Origin of the sequence: Kitasatospora sp. NPDC048194 (assembly GCF_043202455.1) — a bacterium.
In the GTDB taxonomy this organism is placed as follows: domain Bacteria; phylum Actinomycetota; class Actinomycetes; order Streptomycetales; family Streptomycetaceae; genus Kitasatospora.
Map to the genome: position 1 here is coordinate 46993 of NZ_JBIDAK010000021.1, position 23649 is coordinate 70641.

At 74.5% G+C, this 23649-nt stretch carries 15 protein-coding genes; 4 read left to right on the plus strand and 11 right to left on the minus strand.

Annotated elements, in window-relative coordinates; all coding sequences use genetic code 11:
* Positions 1 to 85: 85 nt before the first annotated feature.
* The 6 genes from ACGF07_RS23900 to ACGF07_RS23925 all read right to left on the minus strand — a co-directional run bounded on the left by ACGF07_RS23900 (position 86) and on the right by ACGF07_RS23925 (position 9627).
* The gene (locus tag ACGF07_RS23900) at positions 86 to 1738 is read right to left on the minus strand and encodes an RNA polymerase sigma factor (RefSeq protein WP_350750238.1); all 1653 of its coding nucleotides are present in this window, start codon (positions 1736 to 1738) and stop codon (positions 86 to 88) included.
* 798 nt (positions 1739 to 2536) lie between these two features.
* Positions 2537 to 3463, minus strand: a complete 927-nt coding sequence (locus ACGF07_RS23905; RefSeq protein WP_392901852.1) for a FadR/GntR family transcriptional regulator — start codon at positions 3461 to 3463, stop codon at positions 2537 to 2539.
* Positions 3464 to 3672: 209 nt separating this feature from the next.
* Positions 3673 to 4578 carry a hypothetical protein gene (locus tag ACGF07_RS23910; protein ID WP_392901854.1) on the minus strand — a complete coding sequence of 302 codons (906 nt, stop codon included), beginning with the start codon at positions 4576 to 4578 and terminating at the stop codon, positions 3673 to 3675.
* Positions 4579 to 4581: 3 nt separating this feature from the next.
* On the minus strand, positions 4582 to 6165 hold the full coding sequence (locus ACGF07_RS23915) for an ATP-binding cassette domain-containing protein (RefSeq protein ID WP_392901856.1): 1584 nt from the start codon (positions 6163 to 6165) through the stop codon (positions 4582 to 4584).
* Between the two features lie 337 nt (positions 6166 to 6502).
* Positions 6503 to 7261, minus strand: a complete 759-nt coding sequence (locus ACGF07_RS23920; protein WP_350737961.1) for an NUDIX domain-containing protein — start codon at positions 7259 to 7261, stop codon at positions 6503 to 6505.
* A 242-nt stretch (positions 7262 to 7503) separates the two neighbouring features.
* Positions 7504 to 9627 (minus strand): glycogen debranching N-terminal domain-containing protein, encoded by a 2124-nt coding sequence (locus tag ACGF07_RS23925; RefSeq protein WP_392901934.1) that lies wholly within the window; start codon positions 9625 to 9627, stop codon positions 7504 to 7506.
* Positions 9628 to 10393: 766 nt separating this feature from the next.
* Here ACGF07_RS23925 and ACGF07_RS23930 point away from each other — a divergent pair.
* Positions 10394 to 11707 (plus strand): alpha/beta fold hydrolase, encoded by a 1314-nt coding sequence (locus tag ACGF07_RS23930; protein WP_392901858.1) that lies wholly within the window; start codon positions 10394 to 10396, stop codon positions 11705 to 11707.
* A 31-nt stretch (positions 11708 to 11738) separates the two neighbouring features.
* On the opposite strand, the gene ACGF07_RS23935 is transcribed toward ACGF07_RS23930, so the two are convergent.
* Positions 11739 to 13289, minus strand: coding sequence for a DUF4192 domain-containing protein (locus tag ACGF07_RS23935; protein ID WP_392901860.1), 1551 nt, complete (start codon positions 13287 to 13289; stop codon positions 11739 to 11741).
* Positions 13290 to 13528: 239 nt separating this feature from the next.
* On the opposite strand from ACGF07_RS23935, the gene ACGF07_RS23940 reads away from it, so the two are divergent.
* Positions 13529 to 15724: a RecQ family ATP-dependent DNA helicase gene (locus ACGF07_RS23940; RefSeq protein ID WP_392901862.1), complete on the plus strand. Its 2196-nt coding sequence runs from the start codon at positions 13529 to 13531 to the stop codon at positions 15722 to 15724.
* Between the two features lie 438 nt (positions 15725 to 16162).
* Positions 16163 to 16882 carry a hypothetical protein gene (locus tag ACGF07_RS23945; RefSeq protein ID WP_392901864.1) on the plus strand — a complete coding sequence of 240 codons (720 nt, stop codon included), beginning with the start codon at positions 16163 to 16165 and terminating at the stop codon, positions 16880 to 16882.
* A 354-nt stretch (positions 16883 to 17236) separates the two neighbouring features.
* On the opposite strand, the gene ACGF07_RS23950 is transcribed toward ACGF07_RS23945, so the two are convergent.
* The 3 genes from ACGF07_RS23950 to ACGF07_RS23960 form a co-directional block, all read right to left on the minus strand.
* On the minus strand, positions 17237 to 17920 hold the full coding sequence (locus tag ACGF07_RS23950; protein ID WP_350737949.1) for a hypothetical protein: 684 nt from the start codon (positions 17918 to 17920) through the stop codon (positions 17237 to 17239).
* A 101-nt stretch (positions 17921 to 18021) separates the two neighbouring features.
* On the minus strand, positions 18022 to 18720 hold the full coding sequence (locus ACGF07_RS23955; protein WP_350737946.1) for a ribonuclease HII: 699 nt from the start codon (positions 18718 to 18720) through the stop codon (positions 18022 to 18024).
* A gap of 268 nt (positions 18721 to 18988) precedes the next feature.
* Positions 18989 to 19651 (minus strand): TetR-like C-terminal domain-containing protein, encoded by a 663-nt coding sequence (locus tag ACGF07_RS23960; protein ID WP_392901866.1) that lies wholly within the window; start codon positions 19649 to 19651, stop codon positions 18989 to 18991.
* Between the two features lie 478 nt (positions 19652 to 20129).
* On the opposite strand from ACGF07_RS23960, the gene ACGF07_RS23965 reads away from it, so the two are divergent.
* Positions 20130 to 21680, plus strand: coding sequence for an MFS transporter (locus tag ACGF07_RS23965; RefSeq protein WP_392901868.1), 1551 nt, complete (start codon positions 20130 to 20132; stop codon positions 21678 to 21680).
* A 293-nt stretch (positions 21681 to 21973) separates the two neighbouring features.
* Here the strand turns inward: ACGF07_RS23965 and ACGF07_RS23970 are convergent, their stop codons facing one another.
* Positions 21974 to 23479, minus strand: a complete 1506-nt coding sequence (locus ACGF07_RS23970) for a DUF4153 domain-containing protein (protein ID WP_392901870.1) — start codon at positions 23477 to 23479, stop codon at positions 21974 to 21976.
* Positions 23480 to 23649: the final 170 nt, after the last annotated feature.

Genomic DNA, 23649 nt, shown 5'->3' on the forward strand with positions numbered 1-23649 from the left:
GGACCCGCGTCCGGACAGCCCGAAGGCCCGGGACCGTACGGTCCCGGGCCTTCGTCGCCCAGCAGGTGCCGCTCGCGGCGGTCGATCAGTCCAGGTAGTCGCGCAGCACCTGGGAGCGCGACGGGTGGCGCAGCTTGGACATGGTCTTCGACTCGATCTGGCGGATGCGCTCACGGGTGACCCCGTACACCTTGCCGATCTCGTCGAGCGTCTTCGGCTGACCGTCCGTCAGGCCGAAGCGCATCGAGACCACGCCGGCCTCACGCTCGGAGAGGGTGTCCAGCACCGAGTGCAGCTGCTCCTGGAGCAGGGTGAAGGACACCGCGTCGGCCGGGACGACCGCCTCGGAGTCCTCGATCAGGTCACCGAACTCGCTGTCGCCGTCCTCACCCAGGGGGGTGTGCAGCGAGATCGGCTCGCGGCCGTACTTCTGGACCTCGATGACCTTCTCGGGGGTCATGTCGAGTTCCTTGGCCAGCTCCTCCGGGGTGGGCTCGCGGCCCAGGTCCTGGAGCATCTGGCGCTGGACGCGGGCCAGCTTGTTGATGACCTCGACCATGTGCACCGGGATGCGGATGGTACGGGCCTGGTCCGCCATGGCGCGGGTGATCGCCTGACGGATCCACCAGGTGGCGTAGGTCGAGAACTTGTATCCCTTGGTGTAGTCGAACTTCTCGACCGCACGGATCAGACCGAGGTTGCCCTCCTGGATCAGGTCCAGGAAGAGCATGCCGCGGCCGGTGTAGCGCTTGGCCAGCGAGACCACCAGACGGAGGTTGGCCTCCAGCAGGTGGTTCTTCGCCCGGCGGCCGTCCTCGGCGATGATCTCCAGCTCGCGCTTGAGCTTCGGGGCGAGCTTGTCGGCGGCCGAGAGCTTGTCCTCGGCGAACAGACCGGCCTCGATGCGCTTGGCGAGCTCGACCTCCTGCTCGGCGTTGAGCAGCGGGACCTTGCCGATCTGCTTCAGGTAGTCCTTGACCGGGTCGGCGGTGGCGCCGGCGACGGCGACCTGCTGGGCCGGCGCGTCGTCCTCGTCGTCGTCGGAGAGGACGAAGCCCTCCGACTCCTCCTCCGGACCCTCGGCCTCGGCCTTGTCGCCCGGCAGCGCGACGTCCTCGAGCAGCTCCTCCTCGCCGAGCAGCTCCTCGTCGCCACCCTTGGCGCCCTTGGCGGCGGTGGTCTTCTTCGCGGCGGTCTTCTTGGCCGGCGCCGCGGTCTTCTTGGCCGCGGCCTTCTTGGCCGGGGCGGCCTTCTTCGCCGGAGCCGCCTTCACCTCGGCGACCGCGACGGCCGCCTCCTCGACGGTGATCTCGGCGGAGACCGTGGGAGCGGGGGCCGCAGCGGCGGCCGCGACGGCCGGAGCCGCGACGGGCGCACCGGGGGCGATCCGCACGGGCGGCTTGGTCGGCGCCGACGGGGCGGCCGGGGTCCGGGTGGTGACAGCCTTGGTGGCGGTGCGCTTGGTGGGGCTCTTCGCGGCGACGCTCTTGCGCTTGGCGCCGGCCGGCTCGGCCGCGCTGACCATGAGGTCCACCCCCTCCTCAATCAGCACCTGGTTGAGGCTGCGCATGACGTTCTTCCACTTGGTGACCGGGATCTGGTCCGCCTCGAACGCCTGGCGCACGTCGTCACCGGCGATCTGCCCCTGGGCCTTGCCCCGCTCGATGAGCGCCAGCAGAGCCGCGGACTCGGCGATCTCGGGGGGAAGCGAACGGGATGTGCTGGCCGACACGAACAACCTCTCGGACGATGAGTGGACTCGAACCCGTACCGGCCGCCCGAGCGGGCGGGGAAGGAGATCGCGCTTCGGACGCGCGGTGTCGATTCCGACCGACTCGGGCTTGAGGACTGGGTTTGCAGGACGGCAGCAGCGCCGCAGACCAACACAGCATTCTGGCATGTTGGGGTATTCCGGAGCTGCTTCCGCTCAGGACACATCGCTGCTGCTCGTCAAGTGTTACGCATGCCCTTCGTGTCGCGGGTCACACCGCTCGGCGCCCGCGGCCTCGGGGCCGACTCCATCATCGCGCACTCGCTCCCGGCGTGATTGACATGGACGGGGCACTACGGGGGGCGTGGCCGCGGGACGCGGGTGGGGGCGTCGCGAGGGGCCGGGGGTGCGGGGGCCGGCCCGGGCAGGCGGGGGTGGAGTGATGCCGGGCCCGGGGCGTTAGGGGGGCGGGGGCCGGGCCTGCAAGGCAGGGGCGCGGGGGCCGGGCCGGCAAGGCGAGGGCGCGGGGGCCGGGCCTGCAAGGCGGGGGCGCGGGGGCCGGGTGCTGCCGGGCCCGCCGGGATCGCCCCGGAGTGGCCCCGGGGCGGCCGTCGGGGCCCGCCCGGGGCCGGCTGCCGTACGGTCCGCGGGGCCGCCACCACGCGGAAGCCCTCCGGCTGCGCCGCGCGGGTGCGGCCGGAGGGCCTGGCGGAAGACTCGGCAGAGGGACTGGCCGAAGACTCGGCGGAGGGCCTGGGCGAAGGCTCGGCGGAGGGTGGCGGAGCGGGCCGCGCCCGGCGGGCCCGCTCGCGGAGAACAGCCCGCTCAGTGCTCCCGGGGCGCGGGGACGGAGGGCTCGATCTCGGGGTGGACGGTGAGCAGCGCCCGCATCGCGGCCTCGGCCGCGGTGCCGTCGCCGGTGCCCAGCGCGTCGACCAGCCGGGCGTGCAGGCCGACGGAGGCCTCCGAGGGCCGCTCGCACGAGATCGCCGGGCTGCCCGAGACCTGCAGCGCGCAGGAGACGATGCCGGACAGGTGCTCCAGCATCCGGTTGCCGGCCATCTGCAGGACCAGACCGTGCAGCTCAGCGTCGGCCCGGGTGTAGGTCGACAGGTCGGCCTGGGCGGCGGCGTGCCCCATGATCTCGATCAGCTCGACCAGCCGCTGCTGGACGTCCTCCCGGCCGTGGCCGGCGGCGAGCCGGGCGGCCAGCGGCTCGATCGCCCAGCGGAGCTCGAAGAGCTCCCGACGCTGCTCGTCCCGCTGCGGGCCGAAGGCGCGCCACTCGATGATGTCCGGGTCCAGCAGGTTCCAGTCACTGACCGGACGGACCCGGGTGCCGACGTTCGGACGGGCGCTGACCAGGCCCTTGGCCTCCAGCACGCGCAGCGACTCGCGGACGACGGTCCGGGACACCTCGAACCGCTGGCCGATCTCCTCCGGCACCAGCGGACGGTCGGCGCCGAGGTCGCCGGAGACGATCATCTGACCGAGCTGCTGGACCAGCTGGCCGTGCAGACCGCGGCCTCGGCTGCTGGTGGTCTTGCGGCCGACCCGGGCGATGTCCGACTCGGCGCCCTCCCAGCGGGGCACCGGCGGCCGGTCGGCGTACGAGAAGCGGTCCAGATCGCCGGAGCCGTGGATCGGCCCCTCGGCGGAACGGGCGGGGGTCATGGTGGGGTGCGCAAGGGTACTCACGCCTCCTTTGTCGGCGATCCGCCGACGCAGCTTGAGAATTCTCGTGAAAAGCACACGAAAGGGTGATCGACCGTGACTGGATAATTGACTTCTTATCAGGAAGAACCGCTCATTACGGTCACTGCTGGTCGATCTTGGTGGATCGGGGCGGTCTGACGGGCAACTGGCGTCTCGGCGGCGGGCGTTACGGCTCCTGGACGGTGGGTGCTGCGGTGCCTTGCGGCGGGGCGGGACGGGTCCTCGCGGGCGGTGGGCGACGGACGCTACAGCGCTCGGCGGCGGGCCTGGACCAGCAGCGCGGCGAGCAGCAGGACCACCCCGGGCGCCGCGACCGCCGCGAGCAGCGCCGGGTCCGTCAGCGCCGAACCGCTGGCCGCCACCTGGCGTGCCCCGCCGTACACCCAGCCGTAGGCCCATTCGATGCCGGACTGGAAGGGCAGCAGCCCGGCCGCCCGGCTCGGCCAGGGCCGACCGGTCCGGCGCAGCAGCAGGGCCACCCCGGCCTCCAGCAGCGGCGGCAGGGCGCACAGCAGCAGCATCCCCGCGGCGGCGCTGCGGGTCAGCGAGGCGGTCAGCACGCCCGTCCAACCCGCCACCACGGTCAGCAGCACGAACGCCAGCAGCGCGGCCGGCACCCCGTGCCCGGCCACCAGCGCCAGCGGGGCGAAGCCGCCCGGCAGATCCCCGAGCCCGTCCAGCCCGAGGGCGCCCAGCGCCTCGGACACCTGCGCGGAGAGCGCGGCCGGGTCCGACCAGGCCGCCACGCGCACCCCGGACGGCAGCGCGAGATGCACAGCCACCGTGTCGAGCAGCAGGGACGCCAGCGCCAACAGCGCCGCCACCGGGCCGATCACCAGCAGCTTGGCCAGCAGCAACCGGACCCGACGGGAGGAGCGGACCTGCGAGGCCGCCAGCCCAGGGTGGCGCACCTCGTGCCCGTAGGAGAGCGCACCCAGCAGGCCGGCTCCGAGTGCCGTGAAGGGCAGCGGGATCAGCGGGACGGCGGCGGTCAGCAGTCGCACCCCGGCCGGGGCGGCCAGCAGGCCCGCCGGGGCCTGGCTCGCCAGGACGGCGGCCACGACCACGTCGCAGAGCAGCACGGCGGCGAACAGCAGCCAGGTGGAACGCAGGCCGCGGAGGCGGCGCAGCTCGTAGGCCAGGACACGCACGGTTCACTCGCTCCGGTGGTCGTCGGGGGTGGCGGGGGCGTTGCCGGTGGTCAGGCGGCCGAGGCGGACGGTGTCGTCGCTGAGCAGGTCCTCGGCGCTCTCCCGACGGCGCGGGTGTTGGGCCGGGGTGCGGGTGGAGCCGTCCGACGGGGCCGGGGCGCTCGCCATGGCGGTGGCGCCGGTCGGGGCGGTGGCTCCGGTCGGGGCGGTGGCGCCGGTCGGGGCGGTGGCCCCGGTCGGGGCGGTGGCCCCGGTCGGGGCGGTGGCGCCGGTCGGGGCGGTGGCGCCGGTGGGGGCGGGATCCGGCGTGGGGGCGGTGGCGTCTACGGGGCCGGGCTCACCGGGGAAGAACCGGCCCATCGCCAGGGTGGGGGCGGGGTCGGTCTGGCGGGCGGCGGCGGCCGCGCCGAGGGCGGGGAGCGCTGCCCGCACGGCGGCCACCGGCAGCGCTCGGGTGGGCAGGGAGGCGTCGGCCCGGCCGCGGCCCTCGGCGGCGGGCTCGGGGACTGCTGGCTGACGAGCCGGCTCGAGGTGCGGCTCCGGATGGGGGCCCGAGGTCGGATGAGGGACCGAGGTCGGGTCCGGGTCGGGGTCCGGGTCCGAGCCCGGGCTCGGGTTGGGCTGGTCGGTCCCGGGCGCCGGCTCGGGGTGCTGGTCCGGCGTCTGCCGGACCCTGAGGTGGCCGGACCGCCCGGAGGGGGCCGGCAGGGCGGCCCGGGGCACCGGTTGCTCGACCACCCGGTCCGCCAGCTCGTGCAACAGGATCCCGTGGCGGTAGGCGAGTTCACCGATCTCGGTGCGGTCGATGCCCGCCACCGCGAGGCCCGCGCCGCCGTCCCGGCGCACCTCGGCGCCCTGGCTGACCAGCAGGTCGGCCAGGCGCGCCATCTGCGGCCCGCGGACCGCGACTTCGGGGCTGAGCCTGGTCCGGCAGAACTCCGACACGGGCTGATCGGCCACCATCCGACCGCGGTCCAGGGTGACCACTCGGTCCGCCAGCTGCGCCGCTTCCTGCGGGGTGCGGGTGGTGACCAGGACCGTTCCGCCCGCGACCGCGAAGGACCGCAGGAAGGAGTGGAACCACTCGACGTTGCGCGGCGACAGCCCTTCGGTCGGCGCATCCAGCAGCAGCGTGCCGGGATCGCCGAGCAGCGCGGCGGCCAGGGCGAGCCGGCGGTGCATGCCGGGCGAGAAGCTGCGCAGCCGCTGCCCGGCGACGGCGGCCAGCCGGGTCTGCTCCAGCAGTTCGTCGGCCCGGCGCGGGGGTACGCCGACCGCCGCGGCCAGCATCCGCAGGTGGCCGCACGCCTTGCGCCCCGGGTGCCCGGCCCCCTCCCCCGGCCCGGCCAGCAGCACACCGATCTCCCGCTCGGGGCGCCGGATCCGGCGGTACGGCCGGCCGTCGAAGAGCGTGATGCCCTGGCCGCGTTCGAGTTCGAGCATCAGCCGCAGGGCGGTGGTCTTGCCCGCTCCCTCGTCGCCGAGCAGCACCGTCACCATTCCGGGCCGGGCGTCGAAGGTCAGATCCAGCACGGCGGGCGGGACGCCTTTGCGATACGCCCTGGTCAGTCCCGTGATCTGGATCATCGCTGGCTGCTCCCATGCGCTCGGCCGACCTTCTCGACGCCAGCACATTAGGGGTCAGCACCGCCGATTCCGGGCATTCTCGAACCGCCACGGGCCGACCGCCTGTCCACCTCACCCGATCAGGGGACAATCCGATCCTGCGATTCACAGGGCCGGGCATACCGTCGGGCATCGCTACCGGCGGTCCGCCGCAGGGGGTGCGGTGCGGTGGTCCGCCGGCGGGGGGCGCGGTGGTCCGCCGGCAGAGGGCGCGGTGGTCCGCCAGCGTGGGGCGCGGTGGTCCGCCGGCGGGGGGCGCGGTGGTCCGCCACCAGCTTCCCGGCCGGACTCCGGGCCCTCAGGATTCCGGGCGGAGCATGGGCGGGTTGAGGACCGTGGCACCGCCGGCGGTGAAGAGCTGGGCCGGGCGCCCGCCCTGACGGGTCGTAGTGCCACCCGACGGGAGGAGGAAGCCGGGGGTGCCGGTGACCTTGCGGTGGAAGTTGCGCGGGTCCAGGACCACGCCCCAGACAGCCTCGTAGACGCGGCGCAGCTCACCGACGGTGAACTCGGTCGGGCAGAAGGCGGTCGCGAGGGAGGAGTACTCGATCTTGGAGCGAGCGCGTTCCACACCGTCCGCCAGGATCAGACCGTGGTCGAACGCGAGCGGGACGCCGTCGGCCGGGCTCTCCCCGAGGAGTTCGCTGACCGGCGCCCAGCGGGCACTGCTGGCGTCGCCGCCGGCGCGGGGGGTGGGGAGGTCGGGGGCGAGCACCAGGTAGGCCACACTGACCACGCGCATCCGAGGGTCGCGCTGCGGGTGGCCGTAGGTGGCGAGCTGCTCCAGGTGGGCACCGGCCGCGCCGGGGCCGACCGCGTCATGGCCGGGGGCGGAGTGGGCGCGCAGGCCGGTCTCCTCCGCCAGCTCCCGGGAGGCGGCCTCGGCCAGGCCCTCGTCCGGGCGGACGAATCCGCCGGGGAGCGCCCAGTACCCCTGGTAGGGCGGCTCACCGCGCCTGACCAGCAGGGCGCAGAGTGAGTGGTCGCGCACCGTCAGCACCACCAGGTCAACCGTGACAGCGAACGGGGGGAAGGCCGACGGATCGTAACGCGACATGGCGACGATCATAGTCGTCTCTCTGACGATAAGCACAGGCCCGGACACGGAGGGGGCGGCGTCGGTGGCCTGCCCGCGCGGGCACGGTTCGAGCACGGGCGGGCGCGGCGGTGATGCCACGGCGGCCTCGGCCCGGCGACGGTCGGTGCGGCTACGTGGGCCCGGCCGACGGCGCCAGGCAGCTCCGGGCCCGGGCGGGGCCGCCGCGGCGGGTCCCGAGCCGGGGGCACCGCCGGGGCGCGTCAGCGGGCGACCAGTTGAAGGTCTGCCGAGGCCTCCTCCACTATCGCCACCCCGATCCGGTTGACCCGGACCGAGAACGGCTCACCCGCCACCCGTAGGCCCGTCAGCTCGAGTTCGCCCAGCGGGGCGGTACTGGCCGGGCGGACCAGCACCCGGCTGCCCGGGACGTCGGGCCGCACCCCCGCGAGGGCGAACACGGCGTGGACGGCTCCGGCCGCGGAGACCGCCGCCGGGCGACAGGCGGCCGGGTGCGGCACCGGAGGGCAGCCCAGGGTGCGCTGCTCCCCCGCGTACATCTCCGGCAGCCGGCCCTCGAAGTGGGCGGACGCCGCCAGCAGTCCCTCCAGGAGGGTCCCGGCCTCGTTCTCATGGCCGGCCTCGGCGAGCCCGGCGATCGCCAGCGCCGTCTCATGGATGCGCACCGCGCCGCCGCGGTGTCCCAGCGGATTGAACCGAGGGGACTTGGCGCTGAGCGTGCGGAGGCCCCAGCCGCTGTCCAGCTCCGGCGTGACCAGACGCTGGGCCAACAGCCTGGTCTGCTCGCGGTCCAGCAGGCTCTCGTGCCGACCGCCGTCGACGGCGAGCCCGGTGTCGAGCAGGTGCACCAGGGAGGACGCGAGGGCCGGCAGCGGCTGGCCTCCGGGGGCGAGGCCGGCTGCGGGGCGGCCGCCGGAGAGGTCGTCGATCCAGAACCGCTCGCGGAAGCGGCCGCGCAGCTCGGTGGCCCAACTGCGCCAGTCTTCGGCGCCGGGGCGACCGAAGGCCTCCAGCAGCTCGGCGCCGTGCAGCGCCGCGCGGTGCGCCTGCGCCTGCACCTCGGCGCGGGCCGCCACCGGGTGGGCCGCGCGGTCCTCCAGCGGACGGCTCAGGTCCGTGACGAAGCCGTCGACCAGGCCCTCGCGCAGCACGGCCAGGGCCCGCTCGGCGGCCGGGAGCAGTTCGGCGACCTCGGCCCGCGGCAGGCCCCAGCGCCATGCTTCGGCCAGCACGGTGACGAACAGCAGGGTGGCCTCGGTGGCCGTGCAGGTGGGCGGCAGCTCGGGGCCGCCGTGCCGCAGCGCGCCGGGCAGCAGTCCCTCGACGCGGCCCGGAGCGGCGGAGAGCTGCTGACGGCGGGCCAGCGCGCGTAGGGTCCCGGCGGCGAGCCTGGTGCCGAGCGGCAGGGTCAGCCGGGCGGCCCAGAGTGCGTCGGCCGGGGCGAGGCCGAAGCGCCAGGGTGCTCCGGAGGCCGGGTAGAGGTCGGTCGGGCGGTCGGGGTCGGCGAACAGCAGCCCGCCGAGGGCGTCCAGCGAGCGGGTGACCAGCGGGGCCGCGCGGGTGTCGTCGCTGCGCACCTCGGGTTCGGCCCAGGGCAGTGGGACGCCGGTGCCGCGCCCGGCGGGCGGGCGGGGACCGCCGGGGGAGCTCTCGAGTTCGGCGCGCAGCTCGACCGACCATCGGGCGCCGGGCTGGACCTCCAGGTCCCAGCGCAGCACTCCGGCCCCGGCCAGGACGGCGTGCGGGGAGGGCTTGGCACTGACGACGGCACTGTGCACCGGGCCGGACCAGCGCAGCCCGGCCGACTGGACCTGGCCCGGGAGGTCGGCCGGGCGGTGCCCGGCCGCGATCTCGGCGACCGGGCCGAGGTCGGTGCCGAGGGCGATCTCCAGCGGCAGGCGGGCCGGTCTGGTCCCGGTGTTGCGTACGGTGACCGTCTCCACGCCGTCGGCGTGGCGCAGCCGCTCGACGGTGAGCGCCGGGTCCGGGTCGAGGTCGCCGGGCAGACGGAGGGCGCCGAGGAAGCGGGCCTGGGTGGCGCTGGTCTGGGTGCCCTGGAGCGGCAGCGGCTCCATGCCGCCGAGCCGCAGCTCCATCCGGGCGAGCACCCGGACACCGTTGCGGTAGAAGCCGTGCAGTCCGTGGCCGCGCAGCTGGCCGTCGGGACCGGAGGCGGCCATCGCGGGGGCGTTGACGCAGAGCACCGCGTGGTGGACGGCCGGGGGCTGGGGGCGCGGCGGGGCCGCGGGCCGTCCCGGGGCGGCGGGCGCGCCCACCGGCCCGGGCGCCGGAATCTGCTCGGACCGACCGGCCGGCCTGGGCGCGCCGACCACGCTCTCGGCCGACATGGCCTGGGGTGGCCTCATGGCGGTCACCGGACTCTCCTCCCCTCGGCGGTCCGGCGGCCGGTCAGGGCCGGTGGGCCGCGAGCATGCTCGATCGCGTACTGATGGTGCCGCACCGGCGGGCTTCTCCCGTCGGCGCCTGTGCCGTGTCTGGCCGTACCCGGTGGTGGGCCGTGCCAAGCGGCGTGCGGTACCTGGCTGGTACCGGCGCCCCATGCCGTCGCGTCGGGCACCTCCTCGTGCCCAGCGCCTCGCCCGGCCAGCACCTCGTCAGGTTCGGCGCCCCGTCAGGTGCACGGCGCCACCGACCTGCCGGGACGCCTCGCCCGTACGCCCCGATCGCGGCGCGTCGCCCCCGTGGCCCGCGCCCGGGGGCTCGCGGCCGAGCTCGGCCGGTCGGCACCTCGGGGCGGACGGCCGCTCGGATCCGGGCGGCCGGTCCGGCGCCGTACGGGCGCAGGGCCCCCGGGGTGAACGCCGCGCACCGCCCCCAGGTCACGCCCCCGCCCGTGACTTCCGGTCGCCTCCGGGCGGCCGGGCCGTCGCGCCCTCGCGGCCGGACCTCCCTCACAGGCCTTGCCGAGGCCCGCCACCGCTCAAGGACCGCACGGGCCGGGTTGGTTGGAGTCGGTGATTCGACCGCCGGCGGCCGCCCCGCCGGGGAGAGGGACGGTCGAACCGGTGCTCGATCGCGGCCAGGATACGGTGCGGGGGTCGCGACGCTCGCACCCGGTGACCCCGTGAACCGCGACGCAACCGCTGTGACCAGCAGAGACCGAGGAGTTACATGTCCACCGTCAGCCGGCTGCCCGGGATCGTCACGACCGACCACGTCTTCCTGGTCCCCCTCGACCACAGCGCCCCCGACGGCGAGCAGATCGAGGTGTACGCCCGCGAGGTGGTGGCCTGCGGCCGTGAGAAGGACGACCTGCCCTGGCTGGTCTTCCTCCAGGGCGGCCCCGGTGGCAAGGCCGCCCGCCCGCTCGGCCGCGACACCTGGCTGGACCGCGCCCTGGAGGACTACCGGGTCCTGCTGCTCGACCAGCGCGGTACCGGACGGTCCACGCCCGCGACCCGGCAGACCCTCGCTCGGCGCGGCGGCCCGCAGGAGCAGGCCGACTACCTGGCGCACTTCCGCGCGGACTCGATCGTGCGGGACGCCGAGCTGATCCGCCGGCGCCTGCTCGGCGCCGACAGGCGCTGGAGCGTGCTCGGCCAGAGCTTCGGCGGCTTCTGCACCCTCACCTACCTCTCCTTCGCTCCTGAAGGTCTGACCGAGGCCTTCATCACCGGCGGCCTCGCCGGTCTCGACAGCTCCGCCGATGACGTCTACCGCGCCGCCTACCCGCGCGTGATCGACAAGAACGAGGCCCACTACGCCCGCTTCCCGCAGGACGTCCAGGCCGTGCGGCGGATCGCCGCCCATCTCGCCGACGCCCCCGCCACCCTGCCCGACGGGGGGCTGCTGACCGTCGAGGCCTTCCAGTCCCTCGGACTCATGCTCGGCCGCGGCAGCGGCTCTGGCGCCCTCCACTACCTGCTGGAGGAGGCCTGGGTGGAGGGCCCGGCCGGGCCCGAGCTCTCCGACACCTTCCTGGCCGGCGTGCAGGCCCGGCTCTCCTTCGCCGAGGGACCGCTCTACGCCGTGCTCCACGAGTCGATCTACGGCCAGCGCTCGGTGGACCAGGGCGGCACCGCGTGGTCGGCCGAGCGGGTCCGCAAGGAGTTCCCCCGGTTCGACGCCCGGGCCGCGCTGGCGTCCGACGCGCCGGTGCTGTTCACCGGGGAAATGATCTACCCCTGGATGTTCGACACCGACCCGGCGCTGCGCCCGCTGAAGGAGACCGCGGACCTGCTCGCCGCCCACGCCGACTGGCCCGACCTGTACGACCCGGCCCGCCTGGCCGCCAACACGGTGCCGGTCGTGGCGGCGGTGTACCACGACGACATGTACGTGGACACCGCCGACTCGCTCCGAACCGCCCGTGCCGTGCGCGGCCTGCGGACCTGGGTCACCAACGAGTGGGAGCACGACGGCCTGTCGGTGAGTGGCGGCAAGGTGCTGGACCGGCTGATCAAGATGGCCCACGGCGAGGTGTAGCAGCCGCGGGAGGGCCGGCACGGCGAGCGGATCAGTGCGCACGACGGCCCGCTCTCGCCGCCTGCCGGGCGCCCCGGCACCGATGGAGCCCTGTACCGGCTCGGACGGCGGCCGACGCACACGCCGCCGCCCGACCGAGCCGGATGCCCCGGGCAGGCCGGCGCCCGGCCACCGGCCCGCCACCCGGCGTCGGTCCGCACCCGAGCGCCGGGAGCACGGCCGCAGACCCGGGCCCTGGCCCGTTCCCGTCCGGTACCGGCCCGGGTGAGCCTCCGGAGTCGCTGGATCCGCCGACGCCGCCGGGGCCGCGTTCGGCCGGGGTGGGAGCCGTAGCCGCCCCCTTCCGGCGAGCGCCCCGTCGGCGTCGACGCCCACCCCCGGACGACCCGGACCGCCCACCGGGAGCTTCGGGGTCCTCACCCGCAGTCGGAACGGACCCCGGTCCGGGGCCGCCGTCCTCTGCGACCCTGGGCCTTGACGCCGACTCAGCCACGCGTTCCTCACGGCGCCGCCGCTGGGCCTCGACGGCGGCCATCAGTGCGTTGGGCGTCATACCGTCGTTCATCGACTCGTACAGCAGCTCGGCCAGCAGGTAGCCGGGGGCGAGCCGCAGGACATGGCCGAGCACCACCCGAGCGGTCGCCGTATCCCCCGCGGCCCAGGAGGCCCAGGCCAGCAGAGTGAGCGGAGCCACCGCACAGCCCTCGTACGGCGGCACGGCGCGCCGGGCGAGGAAGCGCCACAGGCGTTCGGCGGAAGCGAGTTCGGCGGGCCTGACGTACTCGACGCCGCGGTCCCGGGTGAGGCGGTCCCGCAGGGCGAGCAGCAACCTGGCCGTGCGCTCCTCGTCGAGCTCCCGGGCGCCGGCCGCGAACTCGGCGAAGGCCTGCTCCAGCAGTGCGATGCCGTGCTCCCGGGAGACCGCGCCGGCGACGGCCTCGGCGCGGGCGAGCGCCGCGCGCTGGACGGCGTCCTCCGGCGGGCCGACCGGGGCCAGTCCGCCCGTGATCGCCTTCCGGCTGCCGCGCGGCACCAGGCCGGCCACCGTCGCCGCGGCGGCCGCCGGGCCCGGACCGGGCCCGCGCCGCACCGGATTGCCGGCCGGGTCGCAGCACCCCTCGCGACGGCACAGGAAGGACCACCACCGGCCGTCGGAGACGCACAGCGACTCCTTCACCGCCACTCCCCTGCGCCCGAAGGCCGCGCGGAGGTGGTCGGCCAGCGGCCTCAGGCGCTCCACCACGGGCGGGGCGTGCGCCGTGCCCCGGTCCTGGCAGAGGTAGAGGAGCACCTGGAGCGGCCTACTGCCGTGCCGCTCCGAGAGGGCAACCAGCAGAGCGGCCGTCTCCTCGGCCGCCGCGGTCCAGTCCGCGGGCGAAGCCGGGAGGTCTGCCCGGATGACACCGCCCTGGTGAAGGTCGGAGCCCTGGAGGCCGACCGCGACGATGCTGTCGTCGGGGTAGAACCCCAGGAGGTAGGGCAACAGCTCGGCCATGTCGGCCGGACCGCGCATGACGACGGGCCGCTGCTCGGAAGCCGGGCCGAGGGACAGGGTGACGTGTTCGTTGTTCATCGCGTTCATGGCCGCAAGACTGAACGCAATCCGAGATCAGCGCCTGACTTCCTTTTTTCCTGTGGATAACCCCGGCCACGAATTTCCCATCGCTCATTCGGAGCACACTAAACCCACACCGTCGAGTGGATTTCGACGGCCGTTCAGCGGATCAACAGATGAATTCCACCCCGCCATCCACCCTGCCTTCCCCCTGCGAGCCCCGCCCCGTTCGCCCCTTGTCGGCGCCATGGGGTTACATCGACGCCATGCAGCAGCCCGACATCCACACCACCGCCACCGCCGACCGCGAGCAGGTCCGGGCCCGGGCCGAGTCCGTCCTCCAGGAGCTGGCCGGCCCCGCCGCCGCCCTGCGCGAGGACCAGTGGACGGCCATCGAGGCCCTCGTGGTCGACCACCGCCGCGCCCTGGTCGTCCAGCGCACCGGCTGGGGGAAGTCCGCGGTCTACTTCATCGCCACCGCCCTGCTCCGCGCCCGGGGCGCCGGGCCGACGGTGATCGTCTCCCCGCTGCTCGCCCTGATGCGCAACCAGGTCGACTCCGCGGCGCGGGCCGGCATCCACGCCCGCACCATCAACTCGGCCAACACCGAGGAGTGGGACGAGATCCAGGCCGAGGTCGCCGCCGGGAAGGTCGACATCCTGCTGGTCAGTCCCGAGCGCCTGAACAACCCGGACTTCCGCGACCAGGTGCTGCCGAAGCTCGCCGCCTCCACCGGTCTGCTCGTGGTCGACGAGGCCCACTGCATCTCCGACTGGGGCCACGACTTCCGGCCCGACTACCGACGGCTGCGCACCATGCTCGCGGAGCTCCCGCCCGGCGTCCCGGTACTGGCCACCACCGCCACCGCCAACGCCCGGGTCACCGCGGACGTCGCCGAGCAACTCGGTACGGGCACCACCGACGAGCACGCCCTGGTGCTGCGCGGCCCGCTCGACCGGGAGAGCCTCACCCTGGGCGTGCTCTCCCTGCCCGACCCGGCCCACCGGCTCGCCTGGCTGGCCGACCACCTCGACCGGCTCCCCGGCTCGGGCATCGTCTACACCCTGACGGTGGCCGCGGCCGAGGAGGTGACGGCCTTCCTGCGCGAGCGCGGCTTCCCGGTGGCCTCCTACTCCGGCCGCACCGAGGACGCCGAGCGCCGCACCGCCGAGGCCGACCTGCTGGCCAACCGGGTCAAGGCGCTGGTCGCCACCTCCGCGCTCGGCATGGGCTTCGACAAGCCCGACCTCGGCTTCGTCGTCCACCTGGGCTCGCCCAGCTCGCCGATCGCCTACTACCAGCAGGTCGGCCGGGCCGGGCGCGGTGTGGACCGAGCGGAGGTGCTGCTGCTGCCCGGGCGCGAGGACGAGGCGATCTGGCGCTACTTCGCGTCGCTGGCCTTCCCGCCGGAGGAGCAGGTGCGCCGCACCATCGACGCCTTGGCCGAGGCCGGCCGGCCGCTCTCCACCGCCGCCCTGGAGCCCCGGGTGGACCTGCGCCGCGCCCGGCTGGAGACCATGCTCAAGGTGCTGGACGTGGACGGCGCCGTCCGCCGGGTCAAGGGCGGTTGGACGGCCACCGGGCAGAGCTGGGAGTACGACACCGCCCGCTACGCCAAGGTGGCGGCCTCCCGGGAGGCGGAGCAGCGGGCGATGCGCGACTACGCGGCCGCCACCGGGTGCCGGATGGAGTTCCTGCGCCGCCAGCTGGACGACGAGCAGGCCGCGCCGTGCGGGCGGTGCGACAACTGCGCGGGCCCCCTGCACACCCCGGAGGTCTCCGACGAGACGCTGGCCGCGGCCCGGGCCGCGCTCGGCCGCCCGGGGGTGAGCTTCGAGCCCCGCCGACTCTGGCCCACCGGGATGGATGCGCTCGGAGTGCCGCTCAAGGGCCGGATCCCGGCGGGCGAGCAGGCGGAGACGGGGCGAGCGCTCGGCCGGCTCTCCGACATCGGCTGGGGCAACCGGCTGCGCACCCTGCTGGCCGAGCAGGCACCGGACGTGCCGGTACCCGGCGAGGCGGTGGACGCGCTGGTGGCGGTGCTGGCCGACTGGGCGCGCGGCCCGGGCGGCTGGGCCGGGCCGGCGACCACGGACGGCGCCCGGCTGGACCGGCCCGTCGGCGTGGTGGCCATGGTCTCCGCCACCCGCCCCCGACTGGTCGGAACTCTCGCCGCACGGATCGCCGAGATCGGTCGGCTGCCGCTGCTCGGCCGGATCGAGTACGCGGGCGGCCTGCCGCCGCACGGAGCCCGCAGCAACAGCGCCCAACGGCTGCACTCGCTGGCCGGAGCGCTGGTACTGCCGCCGGAGCTGGAGCAGGCGGTGGCGGCGGCCAGCGGGCCGGTGCTGCTGGTCGACGACCTCGTCGACTCGGGTTGGACGGTCACCGTGGCCGCCCGGCTGCTGCACCGGGCGGGGGCGAGCGCGGTGCTGCCACTGGTCCTGGCCGTGCAGGGCTGAGCGGGCGGCGTCGGACCGCCGCAAGGCCGTGCCACCCGGCCAGGGCGGTCACCAACCGCCACCACGACCGCCAGCACGACCGTCGCCACCGACTGGGTAACCAACTGCCATCACTCGAATGGCCTAACGAAAGGGGGCTGCCAGGAGATTCCGATCACGCGGCGGACCGACCCGAGAAAGGAGAGCGCACCATGCCGAAGGGGGTTCACCGCACCTTTTGCGCGATGTGGATCAAGGCTGTGCGGCGTCTCCGCGACGCTCGGGCAGTTGTGGAACATATCCGACAGAACATGGGCTATCGGGTGGCGTTCATCATTTCATCATTGCCGGTCTGCCCCCGTTACCCCGAGAATTGGGAGGTACCCGAAACTCGATCCGCTGGATCCGTCCTTCGGTGTACGCAGGCGCCCGACCGCCCACGGGCCAGGAAGGAGGATCGTGGTCAACGGTATCGACCGAGGTCAACATCCCCTCTCCGGGAGGCCGGCGCCAAGACGGCTGCTCGACCTGGAGACCTGGACCGCCTCGGGGTTCCCGTTGCTACGCGATCCGCGCGCATTCGTCCTGGAGTTGCACCAGCGCCACCTGCCCCAGCCGGGGACGGTCGTGGTCGGTGTTCTGGACGCGAGCCACCACTTGGCCGCCTCGGCCTCGTTCACGCCCTGGCCGCACGACACCGACGGCTGGCAGCACCGGAACGACGTGCTGGCACACCTGCGCCGGATCACTCCGCACGACCTGCGACGACCCGAGCCGACCCGCACGGCCGTGCTGCTGCGCTGCCGCGAGGGCGCCCCCGGCTGGACCGAGCAGGACGGGGCCTGGATGTGGGCGCTGCGGGACGCGTCCGCGCTGCACGGGCTGCGCTGCGGCTCGTACATCGGGCTCACCCCGGCGGGCTGGCAGATCCTCGGCGACGGGCGCAGCGGGCGCCACCCGCACGCCGGTTCATGGGCGGAAGGACCGGTGCACACCGTGACCGAGCTGCCTCCGAGATCGGCGCTCGACGACGCTCCGCGCCGACGGCATGCCCGGCAGCAGGCGGCCGAGCAGACCAAGCGCGTGGACGGTCCGCAGCGCGCCCACCCCTCCGAGACCCCGTGGGCCCCGGCGCGGGTCACGGCCGTCGAGTCGAGCCGCCGCACCGGCACCCGCTGAGCCGCGGCCACGGAAAGCCGCGCTGCGGGAATCGGCGGGACGACAGGGCGCCGCACCCATCGGCCGAGTGGTGGACGACGGGTCGGCACCAGGTGGCTGAGGGGCCGGCGATGGGCCCCGGTCGGTCGGGGCTGCGCGGCGAGCGGTTCGGACGGACCCCGGGCTCGGCGCCGTACGGCACCGGGCCCGGGGCGGGAACGGCTGTCGGTCCCTGGCCGTCAGACCTGGGTCTGTCGGGCCTGGGTTCTGTCGGGCCTGGGCTGTGTCACCCCTGGGTTCTGTCGGGCCTGGGCTGTGTCACCCCTGGGCTCTGTCAGGCCTGGGTGGACCTGGGCTCTGTCGGCCTCGGCCCGGTCAGGCCTTGACCGGGCGCCCCGGCGCGCCGCCGGACACTCCGGCAGCGGTCGGGCCGGCCTCTCCGCAGACCACCAGCAGCGCGGTCGCGTGGCCGAGCGCCTTGGTGTAGGCGTCGGCGGCCCGGGCGGCCGAACCTCCGTTGACCACCAGGACGACCACCTCGCGGCGGACCGGGCGGGTCAGCGCGGCGTCGGCGTAGAACACGTCCCCGCCCTCGGCGAGTTGCGCCCAGTAGCGCTCCTCACCGAAGGAGAGCTCGTGCTGCTGCCAGGGGTGGGCGTCCCCGACGGTCAGCACCAGGATGTCGCCCGGGTTCCGGCCGGAGTCCAGCAGCAGGTCGACCGCGTCGTCGGCCCGCTCGAGCGCCTGGGCCGGGGCGGCGGCGATCCGCTGGACCTCGACCTGCGGCACGGGGGCGGCCGGCCGGCGCGGTGCGGGCCCCGGCTTGGGGATCAGGCGCGGCGGGCCCGAGCGGTCGGCGCGCGGCGGAGCCGGGCGCGGTGGCGCCGGCCGGGGGCCGGGCACCGGGGCCGGCGCGGCGGTGACGGTGGCGGGTGCGGTGGTGGGCACGCTGCCGGTGGCAGGCGCGTGGAGGGCTTGTGCGTCCGACTCGCGGGGGAAGGGAACGCCGGGGCCCGGGAGGCTCTCGTGAATCTCCGGCTCCTCGGGGAAGACAGGCATACCCGGATATCTATCAAATGCCGGTCGGACGCGCACGGGCGCCCCACCCCTTGGCCACCGGACCCCCACCCGCCGTGGCTGGGGCAATTCCAGACGGACTGTCAGAAACCGAGCACGAGCTGTTCGTCAGCGGACCCCTGAGCCGCACCGGGAAGGTCCCTGATGCGCTTGAGGTGCCGCCACTTCGGCAGGGCGTCCAGGTAGGCCCAGGAGAGCCGGTGCAACTCGGTGGGACCGTGCTCCTCCAGCGCGGCGCGGTGCACCGGGGACGGATAGCCCGCGTTGTCCGCGAAGCCGTACTCGGGGTGGGCCTCCCCCAGTTCGGCCATCAGGCCGTCGCGGTGGACCTTGGCGAGCACCGAGGCGGCGGCGACGCAGATGCAGGACTGGTCGCCCTTGATCACCGTGCGCACCCGCCAGGGGCCGCCGAGGTAGTCGTGCTTGCCGTCCAGGATCACCGCGTCCGGCTCGACCGGAAGCGCCTCCAACGCGCGGACGGCGGCCAGCCGCAGCGCCGCCGTCATGCCCAGCTCGTCGCACTCCTGCGGCGAGGCGTGCCCCAGCGCGTACGCGGTGACCCAGTCGGCGAGCACCGGCGCCAGCGCCTCACGGCGCAGTTCGGTGAGCAGCTTGGAGTCGGTCAGCCCCTCGGGCGCCCTGCGCAGTCCGGTGACGGCCGCGCCGACGGTGACCGGCCCGGCCCAGGCCCCGCGTCCGACCTCGTCCAGGCCGACCACGACCTTTGCGCCGGCCCGGCGCAGCGAGCGTTCGACGGAGTGCGTCGGCGGGACGATGGGCATCGCAGGGGCTCCGTTCGGCAAAACAGCCCCTTTCCACTGGGGACAGCCTCCAGCCTAAGCCGTCTTACGAGCGCCCAGAACCGGCCCTTCACGACCCGACACCCGGACCGGCACCGCCCTGGCCCCACCTCGGACCGAGCCCGACCCCACCGCGGCCCCACCGCGGGACCGAGCCCCACCCGACCCCGGCCCCACCCCAGGACGGGGCCCCGCCCGACCCCCGTCCCGGACCGGGCCCCGCCCGACCCCCGCCCCGGACCGGGCCACCCTACGGTTGCCGGATCAGCGGCACCAGCACGTCGTCCATCAGCCGGGCCGCGAAGTCGGGGGCCATCTCCCGGTCGTGGATCTTCACCCGGTACAGCAGCATCGCGGGTATGACGTCGGCCACCAGCGGACTGACCGCTCCGGGCCGGACGTCGCCGCGCTCGGCGCCCCTGCGGAGGATGTCCAGGATGGCGTCCTTGGTCGGTTCCATCACCCGCTGCACGATGAAGTCCTTGCACACCTCGGCCTGCTGCTGGGAGAGCTCGCCCATCAGCACGTGCAGCGCGGCACCCGCCCGGGAGCCGATCGCATCGGTGAACAGCTCGACGAGGTGCAGCAATTCGGCCCTGGCCGACCCGAGGTCGGGGACGCCGTGAGGACGTGGGAGAGTGGAGTCCAGGGCGTCGATGACGAGTTCCATCTTGGACGCCCAACGCCGGTAGAGCGCGGCCTTCCCGGTCCGTGCCGCAGCGGCGACGCCCTCCATCGTCAGTCGCGCGTAACCGCCGGAGGTGAGCTGGTCGAGCGCGGCCTCGAAGATCGCGCTCTCCAACTCCTTCCCCCGGCGCCGCGCGGGCCGGGCCAGCGCCTCCCGGGCGGCCCGCACCGCGCAACGCGGCTCCGGCTCCCCGTCCGACACCGCCGCGAGCGCCACCGGTTCCACGGGCGGCGATGCCGCCGGCCCCGGAACCGCCGGCATCGCGGACGACCGAACCGCGCCGTCCGCCGGTCGGGCGGCCGCCCGACCGGATGCCCGGTCCGCCGTGAGTCGCCGCACCAACCGTTCCATCGCCACCGCCCTTAAGGAACGCTTGCGTTCACTATCTTGCCCAGGATATCTTCCAGATTAGTGAACGGGACCGTTCCTTCCCAGCCCGCAGCGCGCCGCGCAGCGACCCGCCCGTGTCCGCGCACAGCAGCAGACCGGACCCGCGTTCGGCCGGATACCGGGCACTGAGCCAACGAGCACCGAGCACCGAGCACCGAGCACCGAGTCAGCGAACACCGGATCACGGAACGCCGGCTCACCGAACACCGAGCACCGAATCGGCAAGGGCCGAGACGCCGAGCGCCAGAACAGCAAGCACCGAGTCACCGAGTCACCGAGTCACCGAGCACGTAGCCAGCAGGGGGAAGCATCCATGGCCATCTCCGACACGCTCAGCAAGAACGCACCACCGAAGGGCCGCCAAGGTCGGGGAAAGGGCATCACCCTGACCGTCATCGCGGCCACGCAGCTCATGGTCGTGCTCGACGCGACCATCGTGAACATCGCGCTGCCGCACATCAAGGACGCGCTGAACTTCTCGACCACGGACCTGTCCTGGGTCATCAACGCCTACACGCTGACCTTCGGCGGCCTGCTGCTGCTCGGCGGTCGTGCGGGTGACATCCTGGGCCGCCGCCGGGTGTTCATCTTCGGCACCCTGCTGTTCGGCCTGGCCTCGCTGCTGGGCGGCTTGGCGCAGGACAGCGGTCTGCTGCTGGCGGCCCGCGCGCTCCAGGGCATCGGTGGCGCGATCTGTTCACCGACCGCCTTCGCCCTGATCGCCACCAACTTCGACGAAGGGCCCGAACGCAACAAGGCGTTCGGGGTGTTCTCGGCGGTGGCCGGCTCGGGTGCCGCGATCGGCCTGCTGGCCGGCGGTGTGCTCACCGAGTACCTGAACTGGCGCTGGGTGTTCTTCGTGAACGTGCCGATCGCGATCCTGATCGCGATCGCCGCGCCGCGCTACATCGCCGAGTCCGAGCGCCACCCGGGCCGCTTCGACGTGCCCGGCGCGCTCACCTCGACGCTCGGTCTGGTCGGCCTGGTCTACGGGTTCATCCGGGCCGCCTCGGACGGCTGGTCGGACGGCATCACGCTCGGCTCCTTCGCGGCGGGCGCGATCCTGCTGGCGGCCTTCTTCGTGATCGAGAACCGCACCGCCCAGCCGATCACCCCGCTGCACCTGTTCGCCGACCGCAACCGCACCGGCGGCCTGGTGATGATGCTCTGCCTGGCCGCGGCCATGTTCGGGATCTTCTTCTACGTCGTCCTGTTCGTGCAGGGACCGCTCGGCTACTCGCCGCTCAAGGCGGGCGTGTCGTTCCTTCCGATCAGCGTCGCGATCATCATCGCCGCGCAGATCGCCTCGGCCCTGCAGGTCAAGTACGGGCCGAAGCCGTTCATGGCGGGCGGCGCGCTGCTGGTCACCATCGGCCTCTCCTGGCTGACCCAGATGGACAAGGACAGCGGCTACCTGGACGGGGTGCTCGGCCCCACGGTGGTCTTCGGCTTCGGCATGGGCCTGATCTTCGTCCCGGTGATGCTGCTCTCGGTCGCGGGTGTGCCGGGCGAGGAGACCGGCGCCGCCTCCGGCCTGCTCAACTCGATGCAGCAGATCGGTGGTTCGCTCGGCCTGTCGATCCTGACCACGGTGTTCGCGCACTACGCGACGGCCGAGGCCAAGGCCCAACTGCCGGGGTTCATGCAGAGCGCATCCCCCACGGAGCTCGGCTACTTCCAGCAGCACCACGAGTTCCTCCCGGGCACCGACCCCGCCAACTCCGTCCTCGCCCAGGGGATTTCGCACGGCTTCATCGTCGGCGCGGCACTCGCGGGAGTCGCCCTGCTGATCGCCCTCTTCGTGATCAAGGCGAAGGCCAGCGACCTGCCCAGCGGCGACTCCGCCGGCGTGGCGATGCACTGAGCCGCGACGGAAGGACAGCGGCGCACCAGCGTCACCACGACTGCGGCGCCACAGACCGTACGGGCCCGCCGGGAGCACCTCGCCCCCGGCGGGCCCGTTTCGTGCGCCGGGCCGGGCAGTGCCGGGCCGAGCTGAGCGACGCCGGGCCGGGGCGGCCAAGGCCGGGCCGGGCAAGACCGCGCCGAGCCACGCCGGGCCGGGCCGGTTGTCAGGCCGTCCGTCCACCCGTCCGCCCGCCCAAGCGCCCGTCCGAACACCCACCCGTTCGTCCGCCCATCCGTCCATCCCGTCCGTCAGGGGTTCGGCCCGACCCGTAGCCCCGCCCACGCGCAGGCGGTCGCGCCATCGGAGTCCCCGTCACTCAACGGCCGGGCGGCCAGGATCCCGCGGGCCTGCTCGGCGGAGCGGCTGGTGGCGTACCAGCCCGGGGAGTGGCCCGCCAGGTCGGTGCGGATCAACTGCAGCGCGCAGGTCCGCTGGGGTTCGGGGAGACGGTCCAGGGCGGGGACCGCGTCCGCGGAGAGTTCGCGGACGTTGCGCAGGTCGATCTGCTGCGAGCGCTCGAAGCGGTCGACGTTCTGCTCCGCGACGATCGAGTCCGGCCCCATCAGCCCGTACACCGCGACGGTGAGCATGCCGCTGAGGACGACGACGCGCGGCAGCCAGTCGGCGCGCCGGGTGAGCCCGGCGGTGATCAGCAGCAGGAAGACGACGCCCAGCCAGGATTCGACCACCAGCACCCACAGCCGCAGCCGGGTGAGCCCGGAGGCGTCGACGTAGAACCACATCCGGCCGAGCGCCGAGGCGACCACCACCAGCGCGAGCAGGCAGAGCAGCCCGAGCAGGACCCTGGCCACCCGGCGGTCGCCGGGTGTGGTGCGCGGGGCCCAGCGCTTGGCGACGGCCACCACGACGAGGGTCAGCGCGGTGATCGCGCTCAGCTGCCAGAAGCCCTGCCGCGCGTACTCGGAGCGGCTCATGCCGGTGTCGCGAAGCACGGCGTCGGCCCCGCCGAGCACCACCACGGCCTGGATCACGGCGAAGGCGCCGAACAGCAGGTCGAGCCCGACCAGCGGCAGGGCCCACTCCAGACGGCGCCGTTCCCGCCCCGGGGCGGCGGTCATGCGGTCCCAGCGGCGCGGGCCGGCCGCGGTGTGCGCGAAGCCGAGTGCGGTGACCGCGCCGACCAGGAACAGCAGCGTCCGCAGTGGCAGTTGACCGAAGTCGACGCTGGGGCTGAGGTCGCTCAGCAGGTCCGCCATGCCGACGTCGGCGCTGGCGAACAGCAGGCCGAAGACGGTCAGCAGAACGGCGGCGACGGCGAGCGCCTTGAGCACCGGGACGATCCGGGCCCGGCCCGGGAGGCCCCTTCCCCGCAGGCCGCTCCAGGCCCAGGCCACGCCCGGTACCGGCTGCCAGACGGCGGCGGGCAGCGCCAACAGCACTCCCGCCCAGCGCCGCCCGCCGTGCAGCGCCAGCGAGGCCAGTCCGAGCGCTCCCGCGACGGCCAGCAGGGCGGCCGGGCCGGCGTCCCGCAGGGCCGGGACGGCGAGCAGGGCGAGGGCGAGCAGGCTCCAGACCACCGTCCACGGCCGGATCCGGCGCCCGGCTCCTCGGGCGACGACACCGGCCCCGACGGCGGTGGCGGCGCCGCAGATCAGCAGGTTGGCACCGACGCCGTCGTACAGCAGCCAGGCCGTCAGGAGGCCGGTGGCCAGGGCCGCCAGGAGGACGCGGGGCGTGGGCGCCGCCCGGTGGTCGGGCTCCGTGCGGCGCAGTCGGTCTCCGTGCGAGGGCACGGGCACGCCGGGCGACCGGAAGGGGCCCGTCGGGCGGTGCCAGGCAGCGGGTAGCGGATCGGTCGGGGCAGGCGTGGACGGACCTGACATGAGTCCCCCTCAGTGGTCGGCGGGCATGCGGAAGCCACCCTCGGGGTGGTCCGCCCGGTGGGCGCGCTGGCCCGGCGGCC

Bases quoted from the DNA above. Each gene is read 5' to 3' on its own strand.
- ACGF07_RS23915 (WP_392901856.1), bottom strand. From the start codon at position 6,165: ATGATCCAGATCACGGGACTGACCAGGGCGTATCGCAAAGGCGTCCCG.
- ACGF07_RS23920 (WP_350737961.1), bottom strand. From the start codon at position 7,261: ATGTCGCGTTACGATCCGTCGGCCTTCCCCCCGTTCGCTGTCACGGTT.
- ACGF07_RS23925 (WP_392901934.1), bottom strand. From the start codon at position 9,627: ATGAGGCCACCCCAGGCCATGTCGGCCGAGAGCGTGGTCGGCGCGCCC.
- ACGF07_RS23930 (WP_392901858.1), top strand. From the start codon at position 10,394: ATGTCCACCGTCAGCCGGCTGCCCGGGATCGTCACGACCGACCACGTC.
- ACGF07_RS23935 (WP_392901860.1), bottom strand. From the start codon at position 13,289: ATGAACGCGATGAACAACGAACACGTCACCCTGTCCCTCGGCCCGGCT.
- ACGF07_RS23940 (WP_392901862.1), top strand. From the start codon at position 13,529: ATGCAGCAGCCCGACATCCACACCACCGCCACCGCCGACCGCGAGCAG.
- ACGF07_RS23950 (WP_350737949.1), bottom strand. From the start codon at position 17,920: ATGCCTGTCTTCCCCGAGGAGCCGGAGATTCACGAGAGCCTCCCGGGC.
- ACGF07_RS23955 (WP_350737946.1), bottom strand. From the start codon at position 18,720: ATGCCCATCGTCCCGCCGACGCACTCCGTCGAACGCTCGCTGCGCCGG.
- ACGF07_RS23965 (WP_392901868.1), top strand. From the start codon at position 20,130: ATGGCCATCTCCGACACGCTCAGCAAGAACGCACCACCGAAGGGCCGC.